Origin of the sequence: Pacificibacter marinus, from assembly GCF_018860505.1 — a bacterium.
GTDB lineage: Bacteria > Pseudomonadota > Alphaproteobacteria > Rhodobacterales > Rhodobacteraceae > Celeribacter > Celeribacter marinus_B.
Genome location: NZ_JAHKPU010000019.1, coordinates 293,668 through 309,945 on the forward strand (window position 1 = coordinate 293,668; position 16,278 = coordinate 309,945).

Consider the following 16,278-nt stretch of genomic DNA (forward strand, 5'->3'; position numbering starts at 1 on the left):
CGTAGTCCTTCACACCGTCGGTATTCTAAATTCGCGGCAGTTTGAAACGATGACCTCAGCGTCAATCGTTCGCAATCCATCGGGCAGCGCTGACGAGATGGTGTAAACAGCATCCGCGCGCCAAATTCCAGCCTCTTGTGAGACATTTGTTCGTAAGTGACGCGCAAATCCGAAACCACGGATCAACGCATATTGTGCAGCGGCACATTCAGAATAGGCCGCCACGTCGTTTTCAGTCGCCGCATCTGTCATAGACACGATGAAATTCACCAAATCCCCATCCAAAAGACGGGTTTCAACGCCCAAATAGGTCGGGGCGCTTGCGGCGCGACTGACCTCAGGCGTGGCCTGCACACAGCCCATCACAGTGGCCGACAAAACACACCCTAAGGCGAATTTTGCAGCGATCTGTGACGCGCGTTTGTATGTGTGCAAAGCGCTCATTTTTATTCGGCTGCCAATGCGTCTTGGCTGCGCGCTTTTGCGGCCGCTGAAAGCTCTGCCATCAAAGCCGATGCGCGTGCAATCGGGTTGGTCAGGTAGAAATCTTTCACAGCATAGCGCACAGAGGCCTTGGCAGGTTTGCGCAAAGGCACACGTTTCCATGCGTTTTCGGCCACCACATCCAAATCGGCAAAGTGAGGAGCAATCTCGATCAATTCAGAGCGCAAGCCCGCCAAAGTGGAATAGGCCAATGTGGCATCGAGTTCCGCAGACAAAGCCCGCAAGATCGCCCAGTTTTCTTTCGCATCACCTGGAGGGAAGGATGCACGATTCGCAAGTTGCGGGCGCCCTTCTGTGTTGACGAAGAGACCAGATTCTTCGGTGTAGGCCGCCCCTGGCAAAATCACGTCTGCGCGGTGAGCACCACGATCGCCGTGTGAGCCTTGGTAAACCACGAAAGCATCGCCTGAGATTTCGACTTCGTCAGCGCCCAAGTTATAGATCACTTGTGCGCCATCAAGTGCCGCGTCCAAACCACCTTCAGTCACAGCCCCGATGTCCATTGCTCCAACGCGTGACGCGGCAGTATGCAAGATCATCAATTTGGAGCCCGTGTTTTCAGCCAGTTTCATCGCTTGCGACAGAACAGCTTCGCCATCCGCTTCGATCAATGCACCTTGGCCAACGATCACGAGTGTGTTTTTCTCATCGCGGGTCTCAGCAGAAATCTCTTTGGCAGCCAGTTCAACCAGCGCCGCACGATCAGTCCCGATGTGAGCATAATCATAGGTTAAATCAACGGCTTCGCCGATCAACCCGACGTCTGCACCACGGGCCCATGCCGCGCGAATACGCGCATTAAGCACCGGTGCTTCTTCACGCGGGTTGGTACCAATCAGCTGGATCATATCAGCAGAATCGATGTCTTCGATGGTTGCTGTGCCAACGTAAGCCGAACGATTGCCCATCGGAAGTTTCGCACCATCGACGCGGGCTTCAACATTACCGCCGAGGCTTGTCACCAATTGCTTGAGCGCGAAAGCCGCCTCGACTGAGACAAGATCGCCCACAAGTCCGGCAACTTTCTTGCCTTTCATACCTTTGGCAGCAGCGGCCAAGGCCTCGCCCCAAGTGGCTTTACGCAGTTTGCCGTTTTCACGGATGTAGGGTGTGTCCAAACGCTGGCGACGCAAGCCGTCCCAAACGAAACGGGTTTTATCGGAAATCCACTCTTCGTTCACGCCGTCATGGTTGCGTGGCAAGATGCGCATCACTTCGCGGCCCTTGGTGTCCACGCGGATGTTCGAGCCAAGTGCGTCCATCACGTCGATGGTTTCCGTCTTGGTCAATTCCCATGGGCGGGCTGTAAAGGCGTAGGGTTTAGAGGTCAAAGCGCCAACAGGGCACAGATCGATGATGTTGCCTTGCAGGTTCGACACAAGTGTTTCGTTCAAATAGCTTGTGATTTCGGAATCTTCGCCGCGCCCTGTTTGGCCCATTTGTGTGATGCCCGCGACCTCAGTCGTGAAACGCACACAGCGGGTACAAGAAATACACCGCGTCATGGTTGTCGCCACGAGCGGGCCAAGATCAAGATCTTCGGTCGCGCGTTTTGGTTCGCGGAAACGCGAGAAATCAACGCCGTAGGCCATGGCTTGGTCTTGCAAATCGCATTCGCCGCCTTGGTCACAGATTGGGCAATCCAGCGGGTGGTTGATGAGCAAGAATTCCATCACCCCTTCGCGCGCCTTTTTCACCATAGGTGACGTGGTTTTCACAACGGGTGGTGCGCCCTCTGGACCGGGGCGCAAATCTTTGACCTGCATCGCGCAAGAGGCTGTGGGCTTGGGCGGGCCACCGACGACCTCGACCAAACACATCCGGCAGTTGCCAGCGATTGAAAGACGTTCATGGTAGCAAAAGCGCGGCACTTCGACCCCAGCCACTTCGCAAGCCTGTAGGATCGTCATGGCCGGATCGACCTCGACTTCTTTTCCGTCAATGATAAGTTTGCGCGTATCTGCCATATCACGTCACCTGTGTTTCATGAAGCTGCCGCACGCAACATGCGCCGCACCTTCGGTATTTCAATACGCCTTTGACAGCGCCCATTTGATCTCACCCACGAAAACCGTGGAACCTTAAAAGAGGCCCTAGCCCCTCGTTACCTATTGCGCAACAAAGAACCTGTCAGGCTATTTGCAGCGATTTCTTGTTGACCAAGCCGACATAAATCCGCGGCGCTGGTCGGGTTCAAACCTTTATCGCGCACATAGGCTTCGCCCAAAGCGCGCATGCGTGATTTTTCAGCTTTGCTGTCCACGTAGGCTTTGATTTCATCATCAGAATAGCCGAGCTTTTTGGCAGCGGTTTTAAGCCCCCATAAAAAGTTCAGCCCTTTAAGCTTGCGGGCCTCGATGCTGGAGCATTTGTCAGAAATCTCAATCGCGAGAGCCACTTTCAACATTGGCCCATCGATAGAGGGCTCGTCGCGCAACGCCTTGGCAGACACCGCCCCCACGCCCGCAAAGGGGATCGTCAGCAGCGTCGCAAGGATAACGGTTTTAAACTTGTACATTTTGGGACTCCGTACCAATTGGCGCGCATGATTTCGTGACATGCAATTGCGCCTCTTTCAGATACGACCAGCCAAAGGCATAGTCGCTGTCCCCATGTTTTTCTTTGTAAGCAAGACGTCTCTGCGCCTCGTCTAATGTGGGCCTATGCCCTTGTTCAACGTACCACATTACAAAGTGCTGGCCGTCCAAGATTTGGAACCAGTCTTCGCGGCGGTCGTAGAATTTTTTGTGAACCGTATTGAAAACGAAACGCTCAAGGCTTTGTACGTCTTCCCAAACGGTCATATTGGCGACGAATTGTGGATCATCGCCAATTGAATTTTCGGTATTTCCAGTGCCCGGCTCGCCTGAGCCTTCCATCATCCACACAAAGCCCGGCATGCGTTTGCCAAGCCCGTTCACCATATCCAATGCATCCATGAATTCAGCCACGCGCGGATCATCGGTCGGCGCGATAAGTCGCCCGATGTTCAATTCCGCAATATGTGTGCCTGATGCATGCATTACTATGACTTACTCCGCCGCCATCGCGCCCATACGGCCCGATTGTTGTGCTTTGATACGATCTTCGATTTCTTCGCGGAAGTTGCGAATCAAGCCTTGGATTGGCCAAGCCGCCGCATCGCCGAGCGCACAGATTGTGTGGCCCTCAACCTGTTTGGTCACGTCCCAAAGCATGTCGATTTCTTCCAGCTCTGCTTCGCCTTTGACCAAACGATCCATCACGCGCATCATCCAGCCTGTGCCTTCGCGGCATGGCGTACACTGGCCGCAGGACTCGTGTTTGTAGAACATCGACAGGCGGTGGATGGCTTTGATGATATCCGTGGATTTGTCCATGACAATCACCGCAGCAGTGCCAAGGCCAGAGCCCAATTCACCGCGCAGATAATCAAAGTCCATGATCGCGTCTTTCATGTTCTCACCGCGCACCAAAGGCACGGAAGACCCGCCAGGGATCACAGCTTGCAAGTTGTCCCAACCGCCGCGAATGCCACCACAATGCTTTTCGATCAGCTCTTCAAACGTGATCGACATAGCTTCTTCAACCACGCAAGGGTTATTCACGTGACCAGAGATCGCGAACAATTTTGTGCCTGCGTTATTCGGACGGCCAAAGCCTGCGAACCATTCGGGACCGCGACGCAAAATGGTCGGGGCCACAGCGATAGATTCGACGTTGTTCACAGTGGTCGGGCAACCGTAAAGACCAGCACCCGCTGGAAACGGTGGCTTCATCCGTGGCATGCCTTTTTTGCCTTCAAGCGATTCAAGCAATGCGGTTTCTTCACCACAGATATACGCCCCTGCCCCGTGGTGCAGATAAAGATCAAAGTCCCAGCCAGACTTGGCTGCATTCTTACCCAAAAGCCCCGCGTCATAACATTCGTCGATGGCCATTTGCAGCGCTTCGCGTTCGCGAATGTATTCGCCACGCAGGTAGATGTAACAGGCGTTGGCTTGCATCGCGAAAGACGCGATCAACGCGCCCTCGATCAGCGTATGCGGATCGTGGCGCATGATTTCGCGGTCTTTACAGGTGCCCGGTTCAGATTCATCAGCATTGATGACCAAGTAAGATGGGCGACCATCAGATTCCTTGGGCATAAAAGACCATTTCAAACCTGTCGGGAAGCCCGCACCGCCACGACCACGCAAGCCGGAGGCTTTCATCTGGTCGATGATCCAGTCACGGCCTTTTTTGATGATGCCGGCGGTGCCGTCCCAATGTCCACGCGCCAAAGCGCCTTTGAGGCTGCGATCATGCATCCCGTAGATATTGGTAAAGATCCGATCTTGATCTTTGAGCATAGCTTTATTCCTTCAGCCTTTCTGACGCGCGCGCCAGATCTGATACACCACGATAAGCGCCCACACAAAGGCAGCGAGCGCCAAGAGGTCCAACAACAAAGCGTATCGTGTAGAAATACCCACTTTGCTGCCGATCCATTGAGCCACAATCCAAAGAACCATTGTTCCTGCAATCACCAGCGAGACCATGCGCGCCTTCTTTGCTTGCAATGCGTCCTTGTCAGGAGCCATATTTATATCCCATCATCACGCCTTATTTCTTAGAGCGTTTTGAAAATTCAGTCTCGCCACCTTTGGCAAGAATTTTTGCTTGCGCCACCCAGCCGTCACGTTCGATGCGGCCTTTGAATTTCAGGTTGTTATCAACCCATTCAATTTCTTTTTTGCGCCATCCTGCGACCTGATCAAAATGATAGAACCCCAACGCATTGAGCGTTTCCTCAAGCTTTGGTCCCACGCCTTTAAGCAGTTTCAAATTGTCCGCTCCGCCATCACGCGGCTGTGTCAATACCTGTGGCTTTCCATCGGCTGCCACAGGTGCTTTGGCTGGCGCTTTCGTTTTTGGTGCAGCTTTCGCCTTAGTCGGCGTTGGTTTCGCAGTGGCTTTTTTAGAGACAGGCGTTGCAGCTGGCGCTGTGTCCTCTACATCAGCCGCACCAGATGTTGTCGCGTCTGACGTCATATCAAGTGCCGCACTTGGCGTTTCAGGAGCCGCAGGCTCAACGACGTCAATCGGGGCCTCTACAACCGGAGCCTCTGCGCCATCTAATGCGTCCAATGCGGAACTTTCATCAGCAGCTGTTGCAACGATATCGGCCGCTGTTGCATCAGAGGCGGCAGCAACAGCCGCTTTTTGCTCAGCTTCGCGCTCATTCAGCTGTGTTTGCGCCTCAGGATCTTCATACCAACCGATCCAGAGCAGAATGCCAACCAACAGCGCCACAAGAACGCCAACAATAAGTGAAGCCACAGTCGAATAGCCCGCGACGTAGAGCAAGGCCAAAAACGCAACAATCCCAGCTATAGCCGAGATCAGCCATATCTTTTGGGTCTTCCCCGAAGTTGTCTCACTCATTGCCTTACTCCTTAACTATCCCTGTTGAACTTAGGCACGGATTTTATAGCCTTATGTGCCTTTAGCGGTCATAGAAAGTCAGTATTTCGCGCGTTTCGAGAACTCTGTGGTGCCACCAGCGGCAAGAGTTGTAGCCTGTTCGATCCAGCCGTCGCGTTCGATGCGACCTTTGAATTTCAGATTATCATCAACCCAAGCAATTTCTTCTGGTGTCCATTTGGCCACCTGATCGAAATGCCAGAACCCAAGAGCGTTGAGCGTTTCTTCTAGTTTCGGCCCCACACCTTTGATCATTTTCAGATCGTCAGCACCGGCTTTGCGCGGGGCTTTCATGGTGCGTGGTTTTTTCTGCGCACTTGCTGGGACATCCGCGGCGGTCGCTGTCGCTTTTTCAGCAGCCTTAGGAGCAGTCGCTTTGACCGCGGCTTTTTTCGCAGGCGCTTTTGCTTCAGCCGCTTGTTGCACAGCCGATTTTGCAGGCGCTGCGGGCTTAGGTGGTTTCGCACCTCCGCGCTTACCGCCTTTAAGCCAAGGCGTCAGCAAAGGCACTTCGGTGCCATCAATGCGCTTGAGCGTATCGCCGATGTCAGACGCCAAAGCCACAGAGGCATTATATTGGTTTTGCTCTGTGTCGCCGTCGGCCAAAGATGTCAGGCCAGACAAAGGCTCAGCCGCAAAACGTCCGTTTTGTGGACCTGGCAAAGGCACATTGCCTGCGGCCATATCGTCGATCAATTTGCCAAAGTTTTCAGCAGACAGATCTTCGTAATAGTCTTTGCCGATTTGCGCCATTGGTGCATTGGAACAGGCCCCCAGACATTCGACTTCTTCCCATGAAAACTTGCCGTCCGCAGACACAGTGTGTGGGGTTGGCGAAATTTTTTCGCGTGCCACAGCCATCAGGTCTTCGGCGCCACAAATCATGCAAGACAGTGTGCCACAAATTTGGATATGCGCCACTGTGCCCACAGGCTGAAGCTGGAACATAAAGTAGAATGTCGCCACTTCGAGCACGCGAATATAAGGCATGCCCAGCATGTCGCCGATGTGCTCAATCGCAGGCTTGGTCAGCCAGCTTTCCTGTTCTTGCGCGCGCCACAACAGTGGGATCACTGCAGATTGTTGACGCCCCTCAGGGTATTTGGTGATTTGCGCTTCGGCCCATTCCTGATTGGCTGGGGTGAATGCAAAAGATGCGGGTTGTTCAGCGTGCAGACGGCGTAGCATTAGCGGTCCACCTCCCCAAATACGATATCCATAGTGCCGATGAGCGCCGCAACGTCAGCCAGCTGGTGGCCTTTCGCAACATGGTCCATCGATTGAAGATGCAAGAACCCCGGAGCGCGAAGTTTTGCACGATAAGGTTTGTTGGTCCCGTCAGAGACCATGTAGACGCCGAACTCCCCCTTAGGCGCTTCCACAGCGGCGTAAACTTCGCCTTCCGGCAATTTAAAGCCTTCTGTGTAGAGCTTAAAGTGGTGGATCAGCGCTTCCATCGAGGTTTTCATATCGCCACGTTTTGGCGGTGTGATTTTACCACGGGCGAGAATATCACCTTGGCCCTCAGGGGCACGCAGTTTTTCAATCGCTTGCAGAATGATCTTAGTGGATTCTTCCATTTCCGCCATGCGCACGAGGTAGCGATCATAGCAATCGCCGTTTTTGCCCACCGGAATTTTGAAATCAAATTCGTCGTATAGCTCGTAAGGCTGAGAACGACGCAAATCCCACGCCAAACCAGAGCCGCGCACCATGACGCCAGAATAGCCCCAATCGAGGATCTCTTGTTCGGAAATGATGCCGATGTCCGCGTTACGCTGTTTGAAAATCCGGTTTTCGGTCAAAAGCGTATGAATATCCGCGATCATTTTCGGGAATTCATTGGCCCATGTTTCGATATCGTCAATCAGCTTTGGCGGCAGGTCTTGGTGCACACCACCAGGGCGGAAATAGGCCGCGTGCAAGCGCGCGCCACAAGCCCGCTCGTAAAAGATCATCAGCTTTTCACGCTCTTCAAACCCCCAAAGTGGCGGCGTCAACGCACCCACGTCCATCGCTTGCGTGGTGACGTTCAAGAGGTGGTTCAACACACGGCCAATTTCAGAGAACAGCACGCGGATCAAAGAGGCACGACGTGGCACCTCGACACCGGCAAGACGTTCAATCGCCATACACCATGCGTGTTCTTGGTTCATCGGCGCCACGTAATCGAGGCGATCGAGATACGGCAAGTTTTGCAGATAAGTGCGGCTTTCCATCAGCTTTTCAGTGCCACGATGCAACAGACCGATATGCGGGTCAGCCCGCTCTACGATCTCGCCATCGAGTTCCAACACCATTCGCAAAACGCCGTGCGCCGCAGGGTGTTGAGGCCCAAAGTTGATGTTAAAGTTGCGGATCTTTTGTTCGCCCGTCAGTACGTCGCTCACGTTGCCATCCATCTAGTTGACCCTCGCCATATTGGATTGCCACCGATCAGGCAGCGCACCGAAGGTTTCTTTCACAAAGGCATAGTGCGGCGCGGTAAACTCAGCCGCCCAGCCTCGCATTTCATCGTCCATCTTTAGGCTTTTGCCCTCATGAACTTTCTTATCAGTGTTCGCAGGCACATAAGATATGCCAAGGAAATCACATAGGTCGCGAATGCCGCCCTCAGTCAAAAGGCGTTCGAAAAATTCGAAATGCACTTTGTCTTTGGGCATCGCGTTTTTAAGTTTCGAGACAATTGCAGGATAATCCCCGCGTGTTGCCACATGGTCTTGTCCGCCGTCCTGTGTTACAGATTTGAGCACCGCACGGGATTTGGTCACAAACCCTTCGGGCGTGTCCGTGGTGCGCTTGGCGATCATGCGCACATGAGACCACAACCGATCAATAGGGTCGCGCATCAAGAACACGAATTTCGTCTCCGCAGACAAAGACAGCATTTGTTCCAAACGGTCCTGATCGAGCAGCGCATAAGCAGGCGTGATATCCCCGACCAGCATCGCATCCTCAGACCCTGCATAGATGTATTCCAGATAGGCAGGGATGCCCTCGTCCCGTTTGCGCACAGCTTTGATCAAGGCCGATATATCGTCGATTTGCTTTTGCAAACGCTCAACACGCGCAGCTTCGCCCGCGTTTTTTGCCACGTCACGGCGGTCGCGCAACATGTCGCGTTGTACTTTCCACTGATCGATCTGTGGCTTCATACGTGGCTTTGAAATCGTATCGAAAAAATGGGACTCTTTCACGCTTTGCAACACACAATCATCCCGCCCATGCAAATAGCTGTACAGCCAAGACGTTCCCGCCTTGGTTGCTCCAACACAAAACATGAGGGTCGGCTGAGTCAAACGTTAAGCCTCCTGCTTCTCATCACCAGGAAGGATATACTTAGCCCCTTCCCAAGGAGAGAGATTGTCGAACTGGCGGTATTCTTGCGTCAAGGACACAGGCTCATAGACAACGCGTTTAAGCTCTTCGTCGTAACGCACTTCTGTGTAGCCTGTTGTCGGAAAATCTTTGCGCAGCGGGAAACCACGGAAACCGTAGTCCGTCAGCAAGCGACGCAAATCAGGGTGACCCGAGAAAATGATCCCGAACATGTCAAAGACTTCACGCTCGAACCAATTGGCCGAGGGATGAATATCAACGATTGAGGCAATCATTTCATCTTCGCGCACAGCCGTTTTGATGCGGATGCGGTGATTTTGGTACATCGACAAGAAATGATACACCACGTCAAAGCGCTCAGGACGTGTCGGGTGGTCAATCGCAGTGATGTCCACCAAGCTTGAAAACTTGCAGGTCGCATTGGTTTTCAAAAATTCAACGAAATCCACGATGCCAGCGGAGGTGACAGTGACCGTCAATTCGCCAAAATTGATCTCGCTTGAGATAACATCATCAGGGCGCTTGAGCTCAAGGTGAGCTGCCAGAATTTCAAGAGCTTCGCTCATAGGTCCGTCTCCTTAGCGGGCAATCGTGCCAGTGCGGCGCATTTTGCGTTGCAATTGCATGATGCCGTACAGCAAGGCTTCTGCTGTTGGGGGGCACCCGGGCACATAGATATCGACAGGAACGATCCGGTCACATCCACGCACAACAGAGTAAGAGTAGTGGTAATAGCCACCGCCGTTTGCGCATGATCCCATCGAGATCACATAGCGTGGCTCTGGCATCTGATCATAGACTTTGCGCAAGGCAGGCGCCATTTTGTTGGTCAGCGTGCCCGCAACGATCATCAAGTCAGACTGACGTGGGGAGGCACGCGGCGCGGTGCCGAACCGTTCAAGATCATAGCGCGGCATAGAGGTGTGCATCATTTCAACCGCGCAACAGGCCAGACCAAAGGTCATCCAGTGCAGTGACCCTGTGCGCGCCCAGTTGATGATGTCTTCTGTAGACGTGAGCAAAAAGCCCTTGTCTTGCAGTTCGTTGTTCAACGCCTGTGTGGCGACTTCTTTGTCTGCGCCAGCTGTGTTGACTGAAGTGATCACGCCCATTCCAAGGCTCCTTTTTTCCACTCATAGGCAAAGCCCACGGTGAGTACACCCAAGAACACCATCATCGACCAGAACCCGACGATCCCCACATCCTTGAACGCGACGGCCCAAGGGAAGAGGAAAGCGATTTCCAGATCAAAGATGATAAAGAGGATCGACACCAAGTAGAACCGAACATCGAATTTCATCCGCGCATCGTCAAAGGCATTAAAGCCACATTCATACGCTGATAGTTTTTCAGGGTCTGGGTTGCGGACGGCAACGATCAGTGCTGCGAAGATGAAGACAAGACCAAGCGCGATGGCGAGGCCGAGGAAAATGATGACTGGGAGAAAATCCCGAAGCAGGTCTTCCACGTGCGGCTCCTTGATGATGGGCCCACGGAAAGCGGGCGCGCGTGTGCTAAAGCTACTTGGTGGTTTAGCCCTCTGTGACAGTATGGTCAACAAGCGCAGGCGCTTCAAAAGCCTTTGTTTCAAGGGAAGTACAAAGTTTTTTTCTGCAGGTGCACGCGGATGATTAACCCTTAATCAACAACTCTGATTCGAACTCATTACCTGATCGTTTTAGTCTGATTTAAAGATCCTGGAGCGCCCTGTTACCTGACTTTTTCAGTCTGATTTTGACAATTTCAACCAACTGAGATCGTCAAAAACGCCCTTTCAAACCCTTAGGCGTTTGAACGCACTTCCTCTTTCACAATCCGTGCCAAGAGCGCACAGTCTTCGACCGAGAATGTCAACGGCAAGCGCATGTCAATGATGGCGCTCAGCACGCGATCACTGTCGGGCAAAGGTTGCGCATCTGCATAGCGCCAACTGTCATAGCGCGACGTGAACGCGACAGGCTCAGGCGCGCCGAACCATTTCAACTCGACACCTCGTTTCAAACAGCGCGCAAGAAAGCCCTCGATCGCTGCGTTGTCCCAATCGAGCAGCAAAAACTGAAACGAGGACCCAACAAAGCCTTCTGCCTGCGGGCGGTGGATCACGGTGAGTCCGTCAATATCACGCAAGCCCGCCTCGAACGCCCGATACCGCGCATTCCAATGCTCGACTTGTTCCGGCAAGTGCTTCAACTGCACCCGCAAGATCGCAGCCCGCAAATGGTCCATTCGGCCAGAGACATTGGGGGTGTCATACTTGATGTTTTCGAACATTTCAGCGGGTGGTCCAGCGATATGCTTGCCGTATAACATGTAAGATCCCGACAACATGATCGCTTTTGCGGCAATCTCGGCATCATCTGTCACCAACAAACCGCCCTCACCCGAATTGATGTGCTTATAAGTCTGGGTCGAATAACACCCGACCGCACCATGACGTCCTGACGGCACGCCATCCCATGTCGCGCCCATAGTGTGTGCGCAGTCTTCGATCACGACCACGCCCGCGCCGTTACAAATATACATCAGCGCATCCATATCGACGATATGCCCGCGCATATGCGACAACATCAAAACCTTTGCGCCGCTGGTCGATATCTTCACCTGCAGATCATCAAGATCGATTACCAGCCCGTCGGTAACACCAACAAAAACAGGACGCGCGCCCAGGGCAGCAATCGCGCCAGGCACAGGAGCCAGCGTAAAGGCATTGGTCAAAACCGCATCGCCAGCCACGACCCCGACAGCCCGCAACGCGCAGCCCAAAGCGTAACCGCCCGAAGCCACAGCCAGACAGTATTTTGCCCCTGTGAAAGCGGCGAACTCTTGTTCCAACAGGGCCACTTCGCCCGCTTCATCGGGCAAGGTGTTATATCGATGCAGCCGCCCCGAACGCATCACTGCCACGGCGGCCTCAATGGCCTCTTCAGGGATCGGCTCTTGCTGGGTGAAATTGCCTTTGAAGACGTCAATCATCCGATCAGCTCCTTTGTGACCTGCATCAGGTCAGTGTAAGAATGCAACAAAGCCTCAGGCTTCAGCGCCTTTACCGCCTGCCCATCTGGACCAAACGTCACCAAAGCACAGGGCACATTTGCGGCCTCAGCCGTTTTACGATCCGTAATAGTGTCGCCAACCAGATAGCTCATCTTCACATCTCCGCCCGCCTGTTCAACAGCAGCGACATACGGCGCAGCATCAGGCTTGCGCACAGGCAGCGTGTCAGCCCCAATCATAGACTCAAACAAATCGCGCACGCCGAGCTTTTTCAGCAAGGTTTCGGCCAAGCCAGAAGGTTTGTTGGTGCAAACACCGACCGCATAGCCAGCCGTTTTCAACGCCTCGACCCCCTCAACAGCCCCGTCGTATAGTTTTGTGTGCACATCAATCGCATCGCCGTAGGCTTGCAACAACACGGGATATTGCGCGTCAACATCGGTTTGATCATAGTCTGGCTTGATCCGTGCAAAGCCCAAATTGAGCATCGCCCGCCCCCCCCGAAGCGCCGTGCCCGCATCCGAAACAGGGTCCAAGATATCTCCGTAGCCTAATGAATTAAAACAATAATTAGCAGACGCGATCAGATCGCCTGAGGTGTCTGCCAATGTACCATCCAGATCAAATATAACGCAGCGCATAGCAAATCCTTTGTCCGTATTCATTTGGGTCCAGTCAGCGACAATCGGCGAAGGGATGCCGATACATGTAACCTGTGGTTAAAATATGTGAAGCCCCGCCTCTTGCGGTGCTGTGTGACATGGGTAAAACGGCATGCAGATAAAGAAAAGAGCAGATTGGGACGAACACATGGCCACAGCCCTTATACTTCTTGCCGCAGGGCAAGGGTCTCGGATGAATTCAGAGTTACCGAAGGTGCTGCATCAGATCGGCAATGCGCCTCTATTTGCTCATGCTCTGCACGCAGGCGGTGCACTTGACCCTACACGTACTGTGATTGTTGTCGGTCACGGGGCAGATGCTGTCGCCTCACAAGCGCTCAGCCTCGATGAAGATATTATAATCGCACGTCAAGACGACCAACTTGGCACCGCCCATGCCGTGCTGCAAGCCAAAGAGGCTTTGGCTGATTTCGAAGGCGATGCCTTTGTCCTTTACGGCGACACGCCATTTATTTCAGCCGAGACCTTAGAAAAAATGCAAACGGCACGGACCCAACATGATGTTGTGGTCTTGGGGTTCGAGGCCGCGCACCCTGGACGCTACGGGCGTCTGGTTATGGACGGCGATACATTATTGCATATCGTTGAGTTCAAAGATGCGACCGAGGAAGAGCGCTCCATCACACTGTGTAATTCTGGCGTGCTCTGCGCTGACGCCAAGGTCTTGTTTGACCTGTTATCAGAAGTCGGCAATGACAATGCCGCTGGAGAATATTACCTGCCGGATGTGATTAAAATTGCGCGAAGCAAAGGCCTGAGCGCAACCACGGTGTCATGTAACGAGGCAGAGACCTTAGGCGTCAACACCCGCACAGAATTGGCCTTTGCTGAATCCTTGTTCCAACGCGCCAAGCGCACTGAGATGCTTGAGAACGGCGTCACACTTGTGGCACCTGAAACCGTGTTTTTCTCGCTCGACACATACATAGGCCGTGACGCGGTCATTGATCCGAATGTGGTGTTTGGACCGAATGTGACGATTGAAAGCGGCGCACGGATTAAATCCTTTAGCCATCTTGAGGGCTGTCACGTCTCAACAGGCGCTGATGCCGGCCCCTTCGCGCGTCTGCGCCCCGGCGCAGAGCTTGGCAATGACGCTCATGTCGGCAATTTCGTTGAAATCAAAAATGCGCAGATTGGCGAGGGCACCAAAGTGGGGCACCTCACTTATATTGGCGATGCGGATATCGGCGATGGCGCAAACATCGGCGCAGGCACGATCACCTGTAATTACGACGGCGTGTTTAAACATCGCACCACCGTCGGCCGTGACGCCTTTATCGGATCCAACACTATGCTGGTCGCGCCTGTGACTGTGGGCATCGAGGCCATGACGGGCAGCGGATCTGTGATCACCAAAGATGTGCCCAATGGCGCTTTGGCGATTGCACGCGCCAAGCAAGACAATAAACCGATGTTGGCGGTCAAACTGTTCCAAAGGCTGCGGGCGTTAAAGGCAAAAAAAGCCGAGAAAGGTCAATAACATGTGTGGTATTGTAGGGGTATTGGGCACGCATGAAGTCGCGCCCATTTTGGTTGAAGCACTCAAACGTCTTGAATATCGCGGCTATGACAGCGCAGGGATCGCGACTGTGAACAACGGCGTATTGGATCGCCGCCGCGCGGTCGGAAAACTGGTCAATCTGTCAGATGAACTGGTCCACAATCCGCTGGCTGGAAAATCCGGTATTGGCCACACCCGTTGGGCCACGCACGGTGCGCCCAGCGTCACCAATGCTCATCCTCATAAAGCTGGCCCTGTGGCTGTCGTGCACAATGGCATCGTTGAAAATTTCCGCGAGTTGCGCGAAATGCTAGGCACCCAAGGCTATAGCTTTGTCACAGAGACGGACACGGAAACCGTGGCGCTTTTGGCGCAAAGCTTTGTCGATGCGGGCAAATCGCCGATCGAGGCTGCAAATGCCACGATTGACGCGCTCACCGGAGCCTTTGCTTTGTGTTTCTTGTTTGATGGCGAAGACGATTTGTTGATCGCCGCGCGCAAGGGGTCTCCGCTGGCGATTGGTCACGGGGATGGTGAAATGTTTGTCGGCTCAGACGCCATCGCGCTCGCCCCAATGACCGACCAAGTGACCTATTTGGAAGAAGGCGACCGCGCGATCATCACCCGCAGCAGCCTTGATATTTTCGCCCAAGACGGCAGCCAAGTGCAACGTACCCGCCGCGAGATTAAGATCGACGCGACACGGATCGAAAAAGCTGGGCACAAACACTTCATGTCCAAAGAGATCGCCGAACAACCGACAGTGATTTCCGAGGCGGTGAACTACTACATGTCCGCTGATGGGGCTTCTGTCGTGTTGCCAGAACCGGACATCGATTTCACTCAATTCGACCGGATTGTAATGGTCGCTTGTGGCACGGCGTTTTACGCTTGCTTCACGGCCAAATATTGGTTCGAACAGATCGCGAAAATCCCTGTTGAGGTCGATATCGCATCTGAATTCCGATACCGCGAAGCGCCGATCAGTCCGCGCACTTTGGCGATTTATGTCAGCCAATCGGGCGAAACGGCAGATACTTTGGCCGCTTTGCGCTATACAGCAGGCAAGGCCGCAAGCATCATCACCGTGACAAATTCATCTGAAAGCTCTATGGCGCGCGAAAGCGATATGTCTTTGCCGATTTTGGCGGGCGTCGAAGTGGGCGTGGCCTCGACCAAGGCGTTTTCGTGTCAGTTGACCGTGTTGCACATGCTGGCCCTGAAAGCGGCTCAGGATCGTGGTGTTTTGAACGGCGAAGAGATCACGACACATCTATCTGCATTGCGCAGTCTGCCCGGTCTTTTGAACCTCGCACTGGATCAATCCAATGCGATTGCTGATGTCTCTGCGCTATTGGCCGAGGCCAGCGACGTGTTGTTTTTGGGGCGCGGCGCGATGTATCCTCTGGCCTTAGAAGGCGCTTTGAAACTCAAAGAAATCAGCTATATCCACGCCGAAGGCTATGCCTCAGGCGAATTGAAACACGGACCGATCGCGCTTGTGGATCAACACACGCCGATCATCGTTTTGGCCCCGCGGGACAAATTGTTTGAAAAGACCATATCCAACATGCAAGAGGTCATGGCGCGCGGCGGCAAGGTGCTGTTGATCTCGGACGAACAGGGCCTGCGCGAGGCCGGAGACGGCGTTTGGCAGAGCATTCAAATGCCCACCGTGCCCGATGCTTTGGCCCCGATCCTCTATGCTGTCCCTGCCCAATTGTTGGCCTATCACACGGCTGTTGCCAAAGGCACAGATGTGGATCAGCCGCGCAATTTAGCGAAATCTGTGACTGTTGAATAGGATAA

The 16,278-nt window shown here is 53.6% G+C and carries 17 protein-coding genes; 2 read left to right on the forward strand and 15 right to left on the reverse strand.

Annotated features, from left to right (window positions below):
- Positions 1–9 precede the first annotated feature (9 nt).
- The 15 genes from KO503_RS06600 to KO503_RS06670 all read right to left on the reverse strand — a co-directional run bounded on the left by KO503_RS06600 (position 10) and on the right by KO503_RS06670 (position 12,923).
- The gene (locus KO503_RS06600; protein WP_436836512.1) at positions 10–444 is read right to left on the reverse strand and encodes a hypothetical protein; all 435 of its coding nucleotides are present in this window, start codon (positions 442–444) and stop codon (positions 10–12) included.
- Positions 445–446: 2 nt separating this feature from the next.
- A complete protein-coding gene (gene nuoG, locus KO503_RS06605; protein WP_215990749.1) occupies positions 447–2,471 on the reverse strand; it encodes an NADH-quinone oxidoreductase subunit NuoG in 2,025 nt (674 codons plus the stop codon).
- Between the two features lie 137 nt (positions 2,472–2,608).
- Entirely contained in the window at positions 2,609–3,022 is a 414-nt protein-coding gene (locus KO503_RS06610) for a DUF5333 domain-containing protein (protein WP_215990750.1), read from the reverse strand.
- Complete coding sequence (locus tag KO503_RS06615) at positions 3,009–3,527, reverse strand: DUF3291 domain-containing protein (protein ID WP_215990751.1); 519 nt, start codon at positions 3,525–3,527, stop codon at positions 3,009–3,011. The genes KO503_RS06610 and KO503_RS06615 overlap by 14 nt, the downstream gene beginning before the upstream one ends.
- Before the next feature lie 9 nt (positions 3,528–3,536).
- The gene (nuoF, locus tag KO503_RS06620; protein WP_215990752.1) at positions 3,537–4,835 is read right to left on the reverse strand and encodes an NADH-quinone oxidoreductase subunit NuoF; all 1,299 of its coding nucleotides are present in this window, start codon (positions 4,833–4,835) and stop codon (positions 3,537–3,539) included.
- Between the two features lie 12 nt (positions 4,836–4,847).
- Complete coding sequence (locus tag KO503_RS06625) at positions 4,848–5,066, reverse strand: DUF5337 domain-containing protein (protein ID WP_215945079.1); 219 nt, start codon at positions 5,064–5,066, stop codon at positions 4,848–4,850.
- Between the two features lie 22 nt (positions 5,067–5,088).
- The gene (locus KO503_RS06630; RefSeq protein WP_215990753.1) at positions 5,089–5,910 is read right to left on the reverse strand and encodes an NADH:quinone oxidoreductase; all 822 of its coding nucleotides are present in this window, start codon (positions 5,908–5,910) and stop codon (positions 5,089–5,091) included.
- Between the two features lie 78 nt (positions 5,911–5,988).
- On the reverse strand, positions 5,989–7,137 hold the full coding sequence (locus KO503_RS06635) for an NADH-quinone oxidoreductase subunit E (RefSeq protein WP_215990754.1): 1,149 nt from the start codon (positions 7,135–7,137) through the stop codon (positions 5,989–5,991).
- Positions 7,137–8,351 (reverse strand): NADH-quinone oxidoreductase subunit D, encoded by a 1,215-nt coding sequence (locus KO503_RS06640; RefSeq protein WP_215990755.1) that lies wholly within the window; start codon positions 8,349–8,351, stop codon positions 7,137–7,139. Before KO503_RS06640 ends, KO503_RS06635 begins: the two co-directional genes overlap by 1 nt.
- Positions 8,352–9,248: a sulfotransferase gene (locus KO503_RS06645; RefSeq protein WP_215990756.1), complete on the reverse strand. Its 897-nt coding sequence runs from the start codon at positions 9,246–9,248 to the stop codon at positions 8,352–8,354. It abuts the gene before it with no gap.
- Positions 9,249–9,251: 3 nt separating this feature from the next.
- Positions 9,252–9,854 carry an NADH-quinone oxidoreductase subunit C gene (locus tag KO503_RS06650; protein ID WP_215990757.1) on the reverse strand — a complete coding sequence of 201 codons (603 nt, stop codon included), beginning with the start codon at positions 9,852–9,854 and terminating at the stop codon, positions 9,252–9,254.
- A gap of 12 nt (positions 9,855–9,866) precedes the next feature.
- Positions 9,867–10,400 carry a NuoB/complex I 20 kDa subunit family protein gene (locus tag KO503_RS06655; RefSeq protein WP_215990758.1) on the reverse strand — a complete coding sequence of 178 codons (534 nt, stop codon included), beginning with the start codon at positions 10,398–10,400 and terminating at the stop codon, positions 9,867–9,869.
- A complete protein-coding gene (locus tag KO503_RS06660; protein WP_215990759.1) occupies positions 10,391–10,756 on the reverse strand; it encodes an NADH-quinone oxidoreductase subunit A in 366 nt (121 codons plus the stop codon). Before KO503_RS06660 ends, KO503_RS06655 begins: the two co-directional genes overlap by 10 nt.
- Positions 10,757–11,070: 314 nt before the next feature.
- The gene (locus KO503_RS06665) at positions 11,071–12,261 is read right to left on the reverse strand and encodes a DegT/DnrJ/EryC1/StrS family aminotransferase (protein ID WP_215990760.1); all 1,191 of its coding nucleotides are present in this window, start codon (positions 12,259–12,261) and stop codon (positions 11,071–11,073) included.
- The gene (locus KO503_RS06670) at positions 12,258–12,923 is read right to left on the reverse strand and encodes an HAD-IA family hydrolase (protein ID WP_215990761.1); all 666 of its coding nucleotides are present in this window, start codon (positions 12,921–12,923) and stop codon (positions 12,258–12,260) included. The genes KO503_RS06665 and KO503_RS06670 overlap by 4 nt, the downstream gene beginning before the upstream one ends.
- A gap of 169 nt (positions 12,924–13,092) precedes the next feature.
- On the opposite strand from KO503_RS06670, the gene glmU reads away from it, so the two are divergent.
- Entirely contained in the window at positions 13,093–14,448 is a 1,356-nt protein-coding gene (gene glmU / locus KO503_RS06675; protein ID WP_215990762.1) for a bifunctional UDP-N-acetylglucosamine diphosphorylase/glucosamine-1-phosphate N-acetyltransferase GlmU, read from the forward strand.
- A 1-nt stretch (position 14,449) separates the two neighbouring features.
- Positions 14,450–16,273: a glutamine--fructose-6-phosphate transaminase (isomerizing) gene (gene glmS, locus KO503_RS06680; protein ID WP_215990763.1), complete on the forward strand. Its 1,824-nt coding sequence runs from the start codon at positions 14,450–14,452 to the stop codon at positions 16,271–16,273.
- Positions 16,274–16,278: the final 5 nt, after the last annotated feature.